Source organism: Pedobacter sp. Leaf41 (assembly GCF_001422545.1).
GTDB lineage: Bacteria > Bacteroidota > Bacteroidia > Sphingobacteriales > Sphingobacteriaceae > Pedobacter.
On sequence record NZ_LMLE01000013.1, the window covers coordinates 25,398 to 40,759 of the forward strand.

Consider the following 15,362-nt stretch of genomic DNA (forward strand, 5'->3'; position numbering starts at 1 on the left):
GGATAACGTTAAATACCCGATATTAATATTAATTTTTACTTAGCTTTGCAACGCAAAAAATATATGTTAACATTAACTGAATTAAAATCCCTGTTGGCTACGCCACAACGAATTGTGATTACAACGCATCACAAACCTGACGGCGATGCGATGGGCTCATCATTAGGTTTATACGGATATTTGATTCAAAAAGGACACCATGTTAGAGTGGTTACACCAACAGATTATCCAACTTTTTTGCATTGGATGCCAAATAATGGCGATGTAATTATTTTTACCGAAGAGCAGGAAAAGGCCGCCAAATTAGTAGATGAAGCTTCGATCATTTTTTGTCTTGACTTTAATACTTTAAGTCGCATTAACGAACTTGGCGAATTAGTTCGGGCTGCAGGGGCTAAAAAGGTAATGATTGATCATCATTTAGAGCCTGAAGATTTCGACGATTACCGCCATTGGGATATCAACGCTTGCGCCGCTGCACAACTCGTTTACGATTTTATCGTCAATCAACTCGAAGATAAGGCAGGAATTAATAAAGATGTGGCTTCATGTTTATACACGGGCATCATGACTGATTCTGGTTCATTTCGTTTCGAATCGGCAACATCAAATGTTTATCGCATAGCAGCAGATCTGATCGATCTTGGAGCCGAACATTGGAAAATTCATCAGGCAGTATATGATAATGCAAGCGAAGATCGCTTACGTTTTCTAGGTTATTGCTTATCTAACAAATTAGAAGTAATTAGAGAATACAATACCGCAATTATCTCGGTTACTAAAGAAGAACTGTCGCGTTTTAAAAGCGAAACTGGCGATACTGAAGGCGTAGTAAATTACGCGTTATCGATAAATGGCGTTCGTCTGGCTGCTTTAATTGTTGAAAGATCAGATAAGGTAAAATTATCAGTAAGATCAACAGGCGATTTTCCGGCCAATGAAATTTGCAAAAAATATTTCAATGGCGGCGGACATAGAAATGCTGCTGGCGGTGCTTCAGAAAAACCTTTGGACGAAGTGGTGAATGAGTTCAAATCGATATTAGAAGAATATAAAAATCAATTAATTGCATAAAGCAAGAAACCAAATAAAAACAAGTTTAATTATAAAAATGAAAAAAGGAATAATTGTTCTTTTAGCAGCAACTCTAGGTTTAGCGGCTTGTAACAAAGAAAAAAAAGGTGCGGGTGGTTTATTATACACTATTCACCATTCTGAAGGAAAAGAAAAAATTAAAGAAGGTGATATCGTTAAAATGAATTTTATTCAGAAAAACGATAAAGATTCAATTTTAGGTAGTACTTATGACATGGAGAATCCTCAGGTTTTTCCTGTACAGAAAAAAATGTACGCTGGTGACATGAATGATGTTTTAACTATGTTCGGTGAAGGTGATAGCGCAACATTTAAAGTGAATTTGGATACTATGGCTTTTTATAGCAAACAGCCTAAGCCAGAGCAATTCAAAAATGATAAATACCTTACGTTCACAGTAAAAATCGAAAAAGTATTTGCTAAAAAAGCTGGTGAAGCCGATTCTACTTTCAACAAAAGAGCTGGTGAATTTTTTCAAGCTGACTTCAAAGCAAATGCTGATAAAAAGAAAAATGCTGAAGAAGGTAAATTAAAATCTTACATCGCTGATAATAACTTAAAAACTACTACATCTGCAAGTGGCTTGCAATACATTATCAAAGCACCAGGAAACGCTGAAAGAGCTGCTCTGGGTGATACTGTTACCTTAAACTATACGGGTAGAGTAACAAAGAAAAATAGCAAAGGTAAATATCCAGTCTTCGATACAAGTGACGAAAAAACGGCTAAAGAAGAAGGTAAATTCCAGGCAGGCAGACCATATGGTCCAACTAAAATGGCTATCGGATCAACAATTCCAGGTTTTACTGAAGCGATTCAATTGATTGGTAAAGGTGGAAAAATCATGGCTATCATTCCTTCGAAATTAGGTTATGGCGAACAAGGTGCACCACAAGTTGGTATTATGCCTTACAGCCCAATTGTTTTCGAAATCGAAATTACTGATATTAAAAAAGGTACAGCTCCTGCACCAAGTGCACCAGCAATGCCTGCAGCTCAATAAAAATTAAAAAATTATTATTCATAAAAATCTTGTTCATCATATTGGGCAAGATTTTTGTGTTTAAACGCGGTATCAAAACTAGGGAAGGTTGCATTGGCACCATCAATTTAATTTATCAATGAAAAAAGGATTAGTGATTCTATTTGCAGCCGTTTTAGGTTTATCTGCTTGCAATAAATTTGAAAAGGGCGAAGGCGACATGACCTATAAAATTTACAAAAATGAAGGGAATCCCAAAATTGAGGAAGGGGATTTAGTAAAGTTCAACGTTATCCAAATGATTGATACGAAGGATGGCGATTCTACTTTAGTAAATACTTATGATAATGAGCGTCCGCCGTTTTTTACGGTAACAAAATCCAAATTTAAGGGGGATTTAGTAGCTGCGCTAAAGCTTTTAGGCGAAGGAGATAGTGCTTCGTTTAAATTAAATTTAGATTCATTAGCCAAATACAATGACCAACCCAAGCCATTAGCAGCTCAAAACAATTACGCAACCATTACAGTGAAAATTGAAAAGGTCTTGCATAAGGTAGCGAATGAAACCGATTCGGTTTTTGAAGATAAAAAAAGAGCGTTTTACAAAGCAGAATATGAAGGTTTGGTTCAGCGAAATAAAGCAAATGAATCAGCAAAAATTGCAAAGTATATTGCAGATAATGATTTGAAAATGAATACAACTCCGTCTGGATTAAGCTATCTGATTGAAAGACCTGGAAATGCAGAAAGGGCAGCGCCATCGGACACTATCTTGGTAGATTATACCGGTCAGTTTACAAATAAAAAAGCTGACGGTAAACTCAATGTTTTTGATACTTCAAATGCCAGAATTGCGAAAGACGCGGGGATTTACTCTCCATCTGCACAATATGCTGCCCGCCCTTTGGTGTTAAATCAATTACCTGTTGGTTTTGCTGAAGGCATTAAGCTAATCGGCGTAGGCGGTAAACTCAAGATAATCATCCCGTCTAAATTAGGCTATGGCGAAAACGGGGGTGGGTCTATAAATCCTTTCACGCCATTAGTTTTTGATATTGAGTTAAAATCAATAATTAGGCCTAATAATGGAATTTCATCGGCGCCACTTTCCAGATAGATAACGCATCAAGATCTTTGGAGTCTCTTAGAGATAAAACAAAAAAATCCGCAACATTTACATGCTGCGGATTTTCTTTTTTAATTTGAAGTTTAGGCCTGAGCTTCTAAATATTGTGCGTAGCAATATCCTTCTTCACCATCTTTGGGGCGTACAAGCCAACCCAAATCGTTGCTTTTCTTAACGAGTGTAATAATTTCATCATGTGCCGCTTTTCCAACAATTGGTTGGTCTGTTCCAGGCCCCTTTACGTATATTTAAATTTCTACTCTGCGTGATCACTTTCGCATGCGTAACTGCTGCATCTATGCTCACATTTACGTTTGAAACTAAATCACCGGAGGTAAAATTAGGATTGATTTCGTTGTACACTTCCCATAATGATCTTTTGTTGCGCCATCAGCTGCTGTTCCATCGATGTATAAGATTCCATCTTGTTCGCGAACAGCCAAATCAGTTATACCAGCTGTGGTTCCAGCGTCGGTTAATGCTTTATATTTATCTTCTAATGCCATGGTAGAATTAATTTACAGTTAATTTGCTATCGATTTTTTTAGGTTTTAATGCGCTTAGGTATTGCATTAATGTAATGAGTGATGCCTTTTTGATTTTGCCTGTGAGCAAAACCACACCATCTTTAACTTCTGCCTTTACCGTTGGAAAATCTTTTGTGGCATTAGCAACATTTTAAGTTAAAATTGATCTTCAGCAATTACAACAGGCTTTTCTTGTTTAATTGTTAAACTGTTGATTACCGATTTCACACCTTTTTCTGCTTTGGCAATCTCTTCTGCTTTTGCTTTCGCAGCATCATCAGCAACTTCGCCCGTTAAAGTTACATCGCCTTTTGCCACAGCCACGGTAATGCCGGCAGCTTCTTTGGTTTGGATTGCAGCCTGTAAATCTGCATCTTTTGGTTTACACCCTACAAAAAACAATGTAGTGGCGATAACCATAGTCATCAAAAATTTAGTTGTTTTCATCCTTATTTAATATAATGTTTAACATTTTTTATCGTTGAAACCGGAAATTTGGGATGTCCGCTTTCTGAAATTAAACAAGGATGATTTTTGTAAAAACGAGTATGGTAATAGCGTTTAATTGAAAGAAAAATTATGAATTTTATTTTTGAACATTAATTTTCCAGAGTTTAAATGGGTGTTTAGTTAGATTTGAATTGTAATATTTTTTCTCCTGGGTAACTTCTTCAGCTACCCATTCTGGTAATTCGAACTTCTCGTCTTCTGAATCCAATTCTATCTCCGCCACAATTAATCCATTGTTGTCGCCTAAAAATACATCAACTTCCCAAAGTTTGTCCTGGTGATGAATTTCATATCTTAATTTTTCGAGTTCTGCTTCGGCGAAATTATCGAGTAGTTCCAATCCTTCCCCTAATGGAATTTGATATTCGTATTCTAATCTGGAGGCACCGACAGAAATACCCTTAATGGTTATCCACGCGTTGTCATCAGTGGTACGTACCCGAATGGTTTTGTTGGGGTCGCTAACTAAATAACCTTGTCTCAAATGTTTTCCGCCTGGCTTGTCAAGTTTGGCCCATTCAGACTCCTTGATCAGGAATTTTCTTTCAATTTCTCTGCCCATTATCTGCTCCTTTTTTGCAATTCTGAGATTGGCATACTGATTAACCTACCCACCGGCTCCGTACCTTTGTAGGTAATAATACGAAGCATACTAGCATCTTTCGGTGGGGTTAAAGCCCCAGTGTATTTTGGGTAAAAGCGATCAGGACTCGAGTTATCAAAACTATAGTAAATGTCCAGCCCGTCGATCTCTGGTGTAAGCTCAATAATCAGTTGTTTATCAGCACTTCGTTTTACTGTAAAGATGGGGTCGTAAATGGCAGGAGAGTATTTGATTTCTGCAAGATCAAGGCGCTTAAAATGTTCTTCAGTACGATAGATGAAATTTGTCCAGTTCTTCTTTTCAATCGGGCTCCAAACTGATTCGGAGATTGCAAAAGCACGTGGCCATAGCATATATTGTACCTGGCGGAAATTGAATATCTGCTCCGTCCACAGGTTTGCTTGCCCACCAATAATGTATTTAGGATCGGCTCCGGCAGGAATAGGGTTAAATTGGTAAGCTTTGTTTAACCTTAAAGAAGCATAAACTTTCGGTTCGGTAATTTGGTCTGCCTGCATGTAATCCAGATAGGCAAAATCTGTTGGGCTCATTACTACATTGTGTTTATCTTTTGAGGCTTCAATGCCATATTTTAAACCTCTCCAGCTCATAACCGAAGCTGTTGGCGAAACACCACCCTCCAAAATTTCATCCCAGCCCATAAATTTTTTGCCTTTCGAAACTACAATTTGCTCTACACGTTTTTCAAAATACGCCTGAACTTGTGGAATGGTTTTTAAGCCTTCACGCTGCATCAAAGCTTTCACCTGTTCGTTCTTTTCCCAAAAGTTATGAGGGGCCTCGTCTCCTCCCATGTGGATATATTCAAAGGGGAAAAGCTTTGCAATTTGCGTAATCACCGAATCGAGAAAAACATAAACTTTTTCGTTTGCAGGGCAAAGTGTATTATCTACTAAAGCGGTTGGTGGTGCGCCGCGACTCCAATCCATTATTTTTTCTCCCGATCGCACTTTATAATTCACTGCATCGGGTGTACAAGAAAGGTCAGGATAAGATGCAATTGCCGCTAAACTGTGCCCTGGAACATCTATTTCGGGCATAATATTTACAAACCGATCTTGTGCATATTTAACCAGGTCTTTGATATCTTCCTGGGTGTAGAAGCCACCATAAGTTCGTGGTTCATTTGCCGCTGGTGGAATAAAATCGCCAAAAGTACCAGTTTTTTGAACACTCCAGGCCCCAACTTCTGTTAATTTCGGTAAGCCCTTAATTTCTATTCTCCAGCCTTCATCATCTGTTAAATGAAAATGTAGCAAATTGAATTTATAACGAACCATTTGATCAATAAACTGTTTGACTTCATCTTTGGTAAAAAAGTGACGGGCTACATCAAACATCAGGCCTCTCCAGCCTAATTTTGGATAGTCAACAACATCAACACAGGGTAGTTTCCACTTTGTGTTTTTCGTCAATTCCTTGCTTTCAATTTCAACAGGGAAAAGTTGAATTAGAGATTGGATACCCCAAAATATACCCGCAGGTTTGTTGGCCGTAATCACAATCTGAGTTGGATTAACATTTAGCTTATAGCCTTCAGTTCCGAGTTGATTGTCATTTTCGGTATTGAGAATTAACTTAATTGTAGGGTGATTTGCCGTGGTGACATTGCTGACAAACTTGCCTGTAGCAGTTTCAATTCTTTCGGATAATAAAGCAATGGATTGTTGCAAACCTTCGCTTTTTGATGCTAAAATACTGACATTTTCCGGTAGTGTAAAGGTTCCTGCCTTTTTCATCAAAGAAACTGGTTCAGGAATAATGGCAATTTGAGCCTGTAAAATCGGACTATCGCCCTCAGAAACTTCAGGTTCACTTATAATACTCTGAGCGTATATATTTGTTGCAAAAACGATGACGGAAACGATAAGGAAAATCTTTTTCATTAATAATAAATTGCAGTTTAACCGAATAAGTGTTAATCCGCAATTTATTAAAAAAGATTTTTACTAGCAGTATTATTTAATACAATTTATACGCTATCCTCTCAAATGATACCCTTTTGATTATCTATGGTTAATATTTAGTTTAATTGCAGTAATGAATGCCTCATGTAAATTTTTGCTGAAAGGACTTTGCTGATCCTTTAATCTTTCTGGATGCCATTGGATAAAGAGAAGAAATGATTTTCCTTCAGGATCAAATCTTTCCATAGCTTCGGTTACACCATCAGGAGATATGGCGCTAACAACCAAGCCCTTTCCTGTTCGATCCGTACTTTGGTGGTGATTGCTATTTACCAAACCTTTATCAGTATTTATAATGCCACTTAACCATGAGGAGGGATTAACGATGACTTCATGATAACGGTCGCTTTTGTCAGGCATTTTCGAATGGTTGAATTTCCCCCAAGTCGTTATATCCGGAATTAAATTTCCGCCAAAAAATACGTTTCCAACCTGCATTCCGCGGCAAATTCCTAAAACTGGGATACCGTTTTTTTCAGTGTATTCCAAAACCTTAAATTCAAACTCATCGCGTTGCTCATCAATATCATCTTCGTAACAATAGGGGTAATACTCTGGCATATTGTAAAATCTCGGATGAACATCTTCACCGCCGGTTAGTACAATGCCGTGGCATTTTTCTATTTCCTCAAAATTATTCAATTTATAACCCAGCTGGATGACTTGAACATTTTCATTGTAGGATAAAACCCAGTTGCTGTAAATATCGAATTTGCTACAATCTGTAACACCTATAATTATTTTATCAGACATAAATATTTTTTTACCACAAAATAAAGAGGAATAATAATCAATAGTGGAATTGGTTTAATGTAGCAATTTTTATTATTTAAAATTAAAATTCGACTCAAAAAAAAGCTTCAGAATATATCAGTGTGTGTGTTTAAAAAGATATTCGTTTAACAAAGGGAAAGTGCCATGCTGCTAAAGAAATTTTAGCATTTATTACAATTGATTATCTTGTAGGCATTAAAATATATTTCATGTTGGAATACGCACTCAAACCGTCTGAAAATTTCAGAAAATCAGCTGTTAGATCAGTTTGGGCAATCGCCTTATTTGTATTTACCTATGCTTTCTTAATTTTTATTTCCATAGCGCTCACAATAGTTTGCGGTTATTTAGGGGTAAAATTGATTGAATTTTATGTAAATATCTTTACGCTAATGTTAGGATTAGGTATGATTGGTTTTGGCTTCTTAATCTTGTTTTTCTTAATCAAATTTATGTTTAAGGGCAATAAAATGGATCGATCGCATCTGGTGGAAATCACTCGAGATGAAGAGCCGCAATTATTTAAAATGATTGATGAAATAGTAGCGGATGTTCATACTGATTTTCCGAAAAAGGTCTATCTATCGAGCGAAGTAAATGCATCAGTTTTCTACGACTCTAACTTTTGGAGCATGTTTTTTCCGATTCGAAAAAACCTGCAAATCGGTGTCGGTTTAATTAATACAACAACTGTAGATGAATTGAGGGCGATATTAGCACATGAGTTTGGTCATTTTTCGCAAAAAAGCCTAAAAATTGGAAGCTATGTATACAATGTGAATCGCATTATTCATGATATCTTGTATGACAATGATGGTTATAACCAGGTGGCCAGAAAGATAGCAGATTCAACCTCGTATTTTGGGATATTTGTTTTGCTATCTGATAAAATTGTTGGATTAATGCAGCAAATTTTGGTTTGGGTTTATGGCGTACTTAACACAAATTATTCTAAACTTTCTCATGAGATGGAGTACCACGCAGATGCCATAGCCGCTCATGTTGTGGGTTCGAAACCCTTAATTGATTCACTGCTGCGTATGCAGTTGGCCAATCAGGCGCTGGATATGGTATTGAGTTACTATGATAGAAAAATCGAGGCAAATATTAAAACAACTAATGTGTTTCCGCAGCAAATACTTGCAATGAATTTTTTGGCTAAACTGAATAAATTGCCCGTTAAAAACGAATTTCCAGAGGTAGATCTCCGTTACTACAATAGGTTTAATAAATCAAAACTCAGTTTTAGTCACTTGTATTCGTCACATCCAGAAACTGAAGACCGAGTAGTTAAACTGGCGCAAATTAACGGTCAGTTAAAGAATAGCCAAACAGGGCTTGCGATAAATTTGCTGGTAAACAAAGACCAGATATCGGCTCAGCTAACCGATAAAATGTTTGTTAATGTGAATTATTTGGAAGAGCCTATTGATCAGGTAAAGGAAGATTTTGAGCAAGATTTTATAAGCCAAACCAAACAAAATTCTTTCCCAGATTTATTCAATGAGTATTTCGATTATAGAAATCCTTATATAAAGTACACCGAAAGTGATTTCAAAAAATCAATAGCTGATACTGATTTAAGTTTTGATCTCCTGTTTGGAGATAAGAGTTTGACTCTAATTTATGAACTGAATGCCCTTGAAGCTGATTGGAATACAATTGATAGAATAGATTCTGGTTTAATTGATATAAAGACCTTCAATTATAATGGCCAAAAATATTCGAAAGCTGATTGTAGGGCTATGATTGATTATTTAAATTCGGAGATTGAAAATAAGAAGATAGAACTAGAGAATTTGGATATGAAAATTTTCGAGTTTTTCCGCCATGAGGCTTTTAGGCAAAATCTTACTCCTGAATTCCAGGTTTTAGCAATATGCTATCAAAGAACAGCCGAAAAGTTCAAACTCCAACAGAATGTTTATGCTGATTTGGCAAATGCAACCTCGTTTATGCACAGCACCACACCGTTTAATGTGATTAAAAAGAATATGGTTGTGGTAAAAAATGAAGAGAAGAAATTTAAGGAGAGCATACTTTCCATTCTTGCTGATGAAGATTATGTTGACGGTTTCAGTGAGGAAGTGAAGCTTCGCTTTGAAGAATATTTGAAGTACGATTACAAATATTTTGGTGCAGATTTATATTTCGACGAGGAGCTCAAAGTACTGTTCCAGGCGATGGCTGATTATGCTGACGTGATCACCGACATTCACTTTAAGGCAAAAAAGAAATTGCTGGAATTTGAAGCCCAATTGGGTACTCCGGTTTTAACTTAAATTAAAAAGCGCCGAACTTTTTAGGTATCGGCGCTGTTAACGAGTTAATGCAAATCCTGACTTTTGGTAAAAATTTGGCTGTCTCTCGTGTTTTTCTGTACCGTTATGGCGCCAAATAGCGAAAGCAGAAAGGCAAAGGCATAAAATCCTTTCTCACTGGGTAAAAGTGTGGCGTTCCATAATCCAATTACCAATAAGGTAATGGTTAATAGTGTTGAAAACCAGCTTAAACCATAGTAGATTTCCGTTACCGGAATACCTTCCAATTTATCGCGAACAGCTTTTTGTAATGAGATTACAGCGAAAAGACCAAACATCAATACGGTAAAATAATATCCTTTTTCATTAAGAAGCATGTCAGAACGCCATAGGCCAACAATGAAGCCTATCATTCCAATGCCCAATGCAATCCAGGCCGCAGCCACAAATGCATTCGATGGTTTTTGATTCATTTGATTAGAGTTTAATTTAATTCAATGGAAAACGCTAAAGTTTGTTAAAAGGTATCTGCGCCTGTAATTATCTTTTTACCAGGTTATTAAATAATCAATCAAAGCCGAAACTTTTTCATTAGCGCTTATAATGGTATATTAGTTATATGCAAACACTGCTTACTTCTGCCCAAATGCGCAAGGCTGATGAATTCACCATTGCCAACCTTCCAATAGCATCGATTGATTTAATGGAGAAAGCTGCTCGTGCTTTCGTCCAAACCTTTTTAAGGGACGAGTTTGATGCCAATAAAAGTATCGCTGTATTTTGTGGTAAGGGTAATAATGGAGGTGATGGATTGGCGATAGCGCATTTGCTTTGCAATAACGGATGCGAAAATGTACGTGTTTATATTGTCAACTTTAGCAGTAAGCAAAGCCATGATTATGCAATCAACCTGCAGCGTTTAGATGAATCGAAATGTAGGAAAACAATCATTAACACCGCGGCCGATATAAGAAATGTAAAAGCTGATATTATTATTGATGCCATTTTAGGGTCTGGCTTAAACAAACCTTTGGAGGGAGAATATGCCGAACTGGCTAAAAGTATTAATAAACTCAATAAAAAAATCTATGCTGTTGATGTTCCTACAGGGTTCCCGGCAGAGGGGAAAATTTCAGTAGATTACCGAGGAATCAGGGCTTATAAAACCATTTGTTTTCAGCGGCCAAAAATCAATTTCTTTTTCCCAGAATCAGCTTTAGCTACAGAAAAATATGAGGTTGTTGATATTGGATTGGATGAGGGTTTTATTCAAGGCCAAGATTCTGATTTCCATTTGTTGGAAGAGAAAGATATCCGGGCAATTGTTAAGCCCAGGAAATCATTCAGTCATAAAGGCACTTACGGACATGCGCTAATTATTGCTGGAAATGTTAACACAATGGGTGCAGCAATACTCTCATCAATGGCTTGTTTGTATGCTGGAGCGGGTTTAACTACTGCATGTATTCCACAAAGCGGATTGATCGCCCTAAATTCGGTATTGCCAGAAGTGATGGCTTTACCAAGAGATGAATATACACGAATTGAAAATCCGGCTAAATACCAGGCCATTGCGATTGGACCAGGCTTAGGTATTTCTACAGAAAATGAACGACTGCTGGAAAGTTTAATTGCAAGTAACCAGCCTTTGGTTATAGATGCCGATGCCTTGAATATTTTAGGTGAAAGGCCCGATTTGATAGATAAGTTATCTGAAAATAGTATTTTGACTCCTCATATGAAAGAGTTCGATCGGCTATTTGGAGATCACGAAACTTGGTGGGAACGTATAGAAACAGCTAAAAATAAAGCGCAAAAAGGTAAGATAATCATCGTACTCAAAAATCAGTTTACATTTATTTGCCTGCCTGATGGCAAGATTTATATTAATCCCACTGGCGATTCTGCTATGGCACAAGGGGGTATGGGTGATATTTTAACAGGAATTGCTGTAGCTTTTATTTCTCAAAAATACACATCTGCCGATGCCGCAATTTTGGCCTGCTACGTTCACGGTTTAGCGGGAAGCAGTTTAGCTAATTCACGGATTGTAGTTACCGCCTCGCAGGTGGCCATGCAAGTACCTAAAGAAATAAAATCGCTTCTGTTATAATTATCATCCCTTTGGCTTAAGAATTGACTAATTCTAAAAATAACCGAATGATCAAAATAAATAAATCTAATCACTAATGGAAAAAAGAGAATACACCCTTAATGAGCTTATACAGGAATCAGCAGAGAACCCAAATGAAAATGATTTTTTCGAATTGGAAAAGCCAGCAATGCTGGAGGTAAACTTAAAAAATCAAAAAATTATGGCCAAGGCGGGCTCAATGGTAGCCTATATTGGGAATGTAGATTTTAAACGCGAAGGTTTGTTAAGTAAAGGCCTTGGTGGATTGCTAAAGAAAGCCATTTCTGGAGAAGGTACATCCTTGATGCATGCCGCAGGTACAGGTAAACTTTATTTGGCCGACGAGGGTAAAAAAGTTAAGATCATTAAACTTCAAAACGAGTCGATTTTTGTGAATGGCAACGATGTTTTAGCCTTGGAAGATACCATCAAAAATGAGATTAAAATGCTGAAAAGTGTGGCAGGGATGATGAGTGGAGGCCTTTTCCAGGTCAAATTATCTGGGAGGGGTTATATTGCAATTACCACACACGGCGAACCAATTTTGTTGCGTGTAAGTGCTAATCAACCTGTGTATACCGATCCGAATGCAACCGTAGCCTGGTCAGAAAATTTGTCACCTAATATTAAAACGAATTTAACTTTTGGTTCTTTTATCGGGAGGGGAAGTGGAGAATCGTTTCAGCTGGAATTTTTTGGTGAAGGTTGGGTTTTGGTACAGCCTTACGAAGAAGTAAAGTATGCTCAAAAATCTTAGTTAACAACAAAAAATCCCGGCAATTTTTGATTACCGGGATTTATATATTTTTTAACGAGATTTTATTATACTCCACCCATTACAGCTAGTTTTTCCATAGTTGGGTTAACGCTTCCGCCCATTGGTTCAAGTGTTACCGCAAAGGCTTGAGCATCTTGTATGGCCTGCATTTTCTGTAAAGCTTCTGTTGATGTAGAATCTGTTTTTCCAAATACGCCTAAGCTCACTGGCTTGCCATTTACTAATGCCCAAAGCTGATATTCGTGTTCAGCGTCGGCTTTTGGTAAATCCATAGCAACATAGTTGATCAATACACTTTTATCCTTTTTGTTCCAATAAACATTCATTTTAGATTTAGGACTAAAAGCCTGTCCAGCCATTCGAATGGTTGCCCATTCTTTACTGTCGTTCATGGCCACCATATTATCCAAACCTTTGTTGTCAAACTCAAGCTTACTTACTACGCCGGCAAATTTTTCTTTATCAAGATTTAAACTGGCTATTTGATCATGAGCGGCATTTAACTTATTATAGGTGATGAAAAGTGCTCCAGTGCTAATCATCAATAAAGCAACACAAGCAACCAATGCAAAACGTAATGTTCTAACTTTACTATCACTGTTATCCAATTTAACTACCTTGGCTTCTTCAGTGTAGGCTGGGGTTGTAGATATCGCTTCTACTTCTTCATTTTTTCCTAATCCTAATTTTTCAAATAGTTTAGTTTCTATATCTGCAGATGGCGCTACAGCATTTTCCATAGCATAATTTTCCATGGCAATCTCAATGGCGGTTAACTCACTTTTAACCTCAGGATATTGAGCTGCCATTTCCTCTACCTGTAACGCTTCCTCAGGCGATAAATCACCTAAAACGTACAACTCAAGTACTCCAGATTCGATATATGCTTTTAAATTTTCCACGTTCAATTAAAACTCCTTCTCAATTCTATAATAGCCAGGCGAATACGGGTTTTCACCGTACCTAATGGCAAATTTAACTTTTCTGCGGCTTCCACATGCGTGTAACCTTTATAATAAACTAAATTGAGAACTGCTTGTAAGTCTGGTTTCAGGTTCTCTACAAGTTGCTTTACTCCAAGTACGTCTGGGTTAAAAGTCACCTTGTTTTGCTCATCAACGAAACTTACGTTATTTTCTATATCTTGGTTTTTAAGTGAATTCTTAAAGTCTTTAGAACGGAGTTTATCAATAGATAAGTTCCTGGCAATATTCATCATCCAGGTAAACAAACGTCCTTTGGTATTGTCGTAGTGTGCTGCAGATTGCCATATCTTCACAAAAGTTTCTTGTAAAACATCTTCCGCTAACTCAGTATGGGTAATAATACGTGAAATAACGCCGTAAAGTGCAGAGGAGTACATGCTATACAAGGTCTTCAACACCGCAGGATCTTTCGATTGCAGGGCGAGAACAAGTTCAGGCTCGGTTAGGGTTAATTTTTTATATGCAGTCACTATTGGTTACTAAGATACAATACAGAACAGCAAAACCAAAAAAATGTTTTTATAATTTATTCCCGCAAGGAATGCTATTTTGGAAAGATTTTTTGAGCCTGGCATAAACCTGATACTAGGCAATTCCTTCAATAGGGAAAAGATGTTTTTCAGCATGATAAGATGAACGAACCAATGGGCCGCTTTCTACATACTTTAAACCTTTGGCTAAACCAGCTTCTTTATACATGGCAAACGTATCAGGGTGAATCCAATCAACAACCGGGTGATGGTTGCGGGTTGGTTGCAAGTATTGACCCAGCGTTAAAATATGAACACCATTAGCAACTAAATCATCCATGGCTTCAAAGATGTCCTCCTCAGTTTCACCTAGCCCAAGCATGATGCCTGTTTTGGTTCGTAAACCGAATTCTGAAATTCGTTTCAGTGCTTCTAAACTTCTATCGTATTTCGCTTGAATACGCACTTGTCGCGTTAAGCGCTTTACCGTTTCCATATTGTGCGACACCACTTCAGGACGTTGTTCCAATACGCAGTATAAATTATCCCACTGACCTTTAAAATCAGGAATTAATGTTTCTAGCGTTGTAATCGGGCTTTCCTTACGGATGGCCTGTAATGTTTCTGCCCAGATAATTGAGCCACCGTCTTTTAAATCATCGCGATCTACTGATGTGATAACGCAATGTTTTACGCCCATTAGTTTTACGGAATTGGCCACACGGTTAGGTTCATCAACATCAACCGCTAAAGGCCGGCCGGTTGCAACCGCACAAAAAGAGCAGCTTCTGGTACAAATGTTACCCAAAATCATGAAAGTTGCTGTTCCGGCTCCCCAACACTCACCCATATTAGGACAATTTCCGCTTTCGCAGATGGTGTGCAGCTTATGTGTATCTACCAAACTGCGAACTTGTGCATATTCTTTTCCAACAGGCAATTTTACACGCAACCAATCGGGTTTACGTTTAACTTCAGTTACAGCAGGTACTACCGGTAAATCAATCATATCGCAAAGTTAAGGATTAGGATTGAAATGTTGTAATATCGAAATGTTGTTCTGTTGTAATGTTTGGTTGCAAAGCAAGCAATTCAGGAAAGGTTTAGCTATTGACATTTAAATTTTC

At 37.4% G+C, this 15,362-nt stretch carries 15 protein-coding genes; 6 read left to right on the top strand and 9 right to left on the bottom strand.

Translation table 11 applies throughout. The features are described from left to right. Positions 1 to 63: 63 nt before the first annotated feature. The 3 genes from ASE92_RS20200 (at position 64) to ASE92_RS20210 (ending at position 3,194) form a co-directional block, all read left to right on the top strand. Entirely contained in the window at positions 64 to 1,074 is a 1,011-nt protein-coding gene (locus ASE92_RS20200; RefSeq protein WP_056851939.1) for a bifunctional oligoribonuclease/PAP phosphatase NrnA, read from the top strand. 37 nt (positions 1,075 to 1,111) lie between these two features. After that, on the top strand, positions 1,112 to 2,098 hold the full coding sequence (locus ASE92_RS20205; RefSeq protein ID WP_056852018.1) for an FKBP-type peptidyl-prolyl cis-trans isomerase: 987 nt from the start codon (positions 1,112 to 1,114) through the stop codon (positions 2,096 to 2,098). A gap of 118 nt (positions 2,099 to 2,216) precedes the next feature. Continuing rightward, positions 2,217 to 3,194: an FKBP-type peptidyl-prolyl cis-trans isomerase gene (locus ASE92_RS20210; RefSeq protein WP_056851940.1), complete on the top strand. Its 978-nt coding sequence runs from the start codon at positions 2,217 to 2,219 to the stop codon at positions 3,192 to 3,194. Between the two features lie 329 nt (positions 3,195 to 3,523). Here the strand turns inward: ASE92_RS20210 and ASE92_RS21570 are convergent, their stop codons facing one another. The 5 genes from ASE92_RS21570 to ASE92_RS20235 all read right to left on the bottom strand — a co-directional run bounded on the left by ASE92_RS21570 (position 3,524) and on the right by ASE92_RS20235 (position 7,585). Further along, the gene (locus tag ASE92_RS21570) at positions 3,524 to 3,709 is read right to left on the bottom strand and encodes a hypothetical protein (protein ID WP_235527410.1); all 186 of its coding nucleotides are present in this window, start codon (positions 3,707 to 3,709) and stop codon (positions 3,524 to 3,526) included. A gap of 177 nt (positions 3,710 to 3,886) precedes the next feature. Further along, complete coding sequence (locus ASE92_RS20220) at positions 3,887 to 4,177, bottom strand: BON domain-containing protein (RefSeq protein ID WP_082455146.1); 291 nt, start codon at positions 4,175 to 4,177, stop codon at positions 3,887 to 3,889. 139 nt (positions 4,178 to 4,316) lie between these two features. Continuing rightward, complete coding sequence (locus ASE92_RS20225) at positions 4,317 to 4,802, bottom strand: CYTH domain-containing protein (protein WP_056851942.1); 486 nt, start codon at positions 4,800 to 4,802, stop codon at positions 4,317 to 4,319. Next, positions 4,802 to 6,751, bottom strand: coding sequence for a beta-N-acetylhexosaminidase (locus ASE92_RS20230; protein ID WP_056851943.1), 1,950 nt, complete (start codon positions 6,749 to 6,751; stop codon positions 4,802 to 4,804). The genes ASE92_RS20225 and ASE92_RS20230 overlap by 1 nt, the downstream gene beginning before the upstream one ends. A 120-nt stretch (positions 6,752 to 6,871) precedes the next feature. Then, the gene (locus ASE92_RS20235; protein ID WP_056851944.1) at positions 6,872 to 7,585 is read right to left on the bottom strand and encodes a gamma-glutamyl-gamma-aminobutyrate hydrolase family protein; all 714 of its coding nucleotides are present in this window, start codon (positions 7,583 to 7,585) and stop codon (positions 6,872 to 6,874) included. Between the two features lie 230 nt (positions 7,586 to 7,815). Here ASE92_RS20235 and ASE92_RS20240 point away from each other — a divergent pair, with 230 nt between their 5' ends. Continuing rightward, positions 7,816 to 9,888, top strand: coding sequence for a M48 family metallopeptidase (locus ASE92_RS20240; RefSeq protein WP_056851945.1), 2,073 nt, complete (start codon positions 7,816 to 7,818; stop codon positions 9,886 to 9,888). A gap of 44 nt (positions 9,889 to 9,932) precedes the next feature. Here the strand turns inward: ASE92_RS20240 and yiaA are convergent, their stop codons facing one another. After that, positions 9,933 to 10,340 carry an inner membrane protein YiaA gene (gene yiaA, locus ASE92_RS20245; protein WP_056851946.1) on the bottom strand — a complete coding sequence of 136 codons (408 nt, stop codon included), beginning with the start codon at positions 10,338 to 10,340 and terminating at the stop codon, positions 9,933 to 9,935. Between the two features lie 146 nt (positions 10,341 to 10,486). On the opposite strand from yiaA, the gene ASE92_RS20250 reads away from it, so the two are divergent. Together ASE92_RS20250 and ASE92_RS20255 are read left to right on the top strand one after the other, a co-directional pair. Then, positions 10,487 to 11,980, top strand: a complete 1,494-nt coding sequence (locus ASE92_RS20250; protein WP_235527411.1) for an NAD(P)H-hydrate dehydratase — start codon at positions 10,487 to 10,489, stop codon at positions 11,978 to 11,980. A gap of 76 nt (positions 11,981 to 12,056) precedes the next feature. Further along, positions 12,057 to 12,758: an AIM24 family protein gene (locus ASE92_RS20255; RefSeq protein WP_056851947.1), complete on the top strand. Its 702-nt coding sequence runs from the start codon at positions 12,057 to 12,059 to the stop codon at positions 12,756 to 12,758. A 65-nt stretch (positions 12,759 to 12,823) separates the two neighbouring features. Here ASE92_RS20255 and ASE92_RS20260 read toward each other — a convergent pair whose 3' ends face one another. From ASE92_RS20260 to lipA, 3 genes are all read right to left on the bottom strand, one after another. Then, on the bottom strand, positions 12,824 to 13,681 hold the full coding sequence (locus tag ASE92_RS20260; protein ID WP_056852020.1) for an anti-sigma factor domain-containing protein: 858 nt from the start codon (positions 13,679 to 13,681) through the stop codon (positions 12,824 to 12,826). Between the two features lie 2 nt (positions 13,682 to 13,683). Continuing rightward, a complete protein-coding gene (locus tag ASE92_RS20265; RefSeq protein ID WP_056851948.1) occupies positions 13,684 to 14,235 on the bottom strand; it encodes an RNA polymerase sigma factor in 552 nt (183 codons plus the stop codon). A gap of 115 nt (positions 14,236 to 14,350) precedes the next feature. Further along, complete coding sequence (gene lipA, locus ASE92_RS20270; protein ID WP_056851949.1) at positions 14,351 to 15,244, bottom strand: lipoyl synthase; 894 nt, start codon at positions 15,242 to 15,244, stop codon at positions 14,351 to 14,353. Between the last annotated feature and the right edge of the window lie 118 nt (positions 15,245 to 15,362).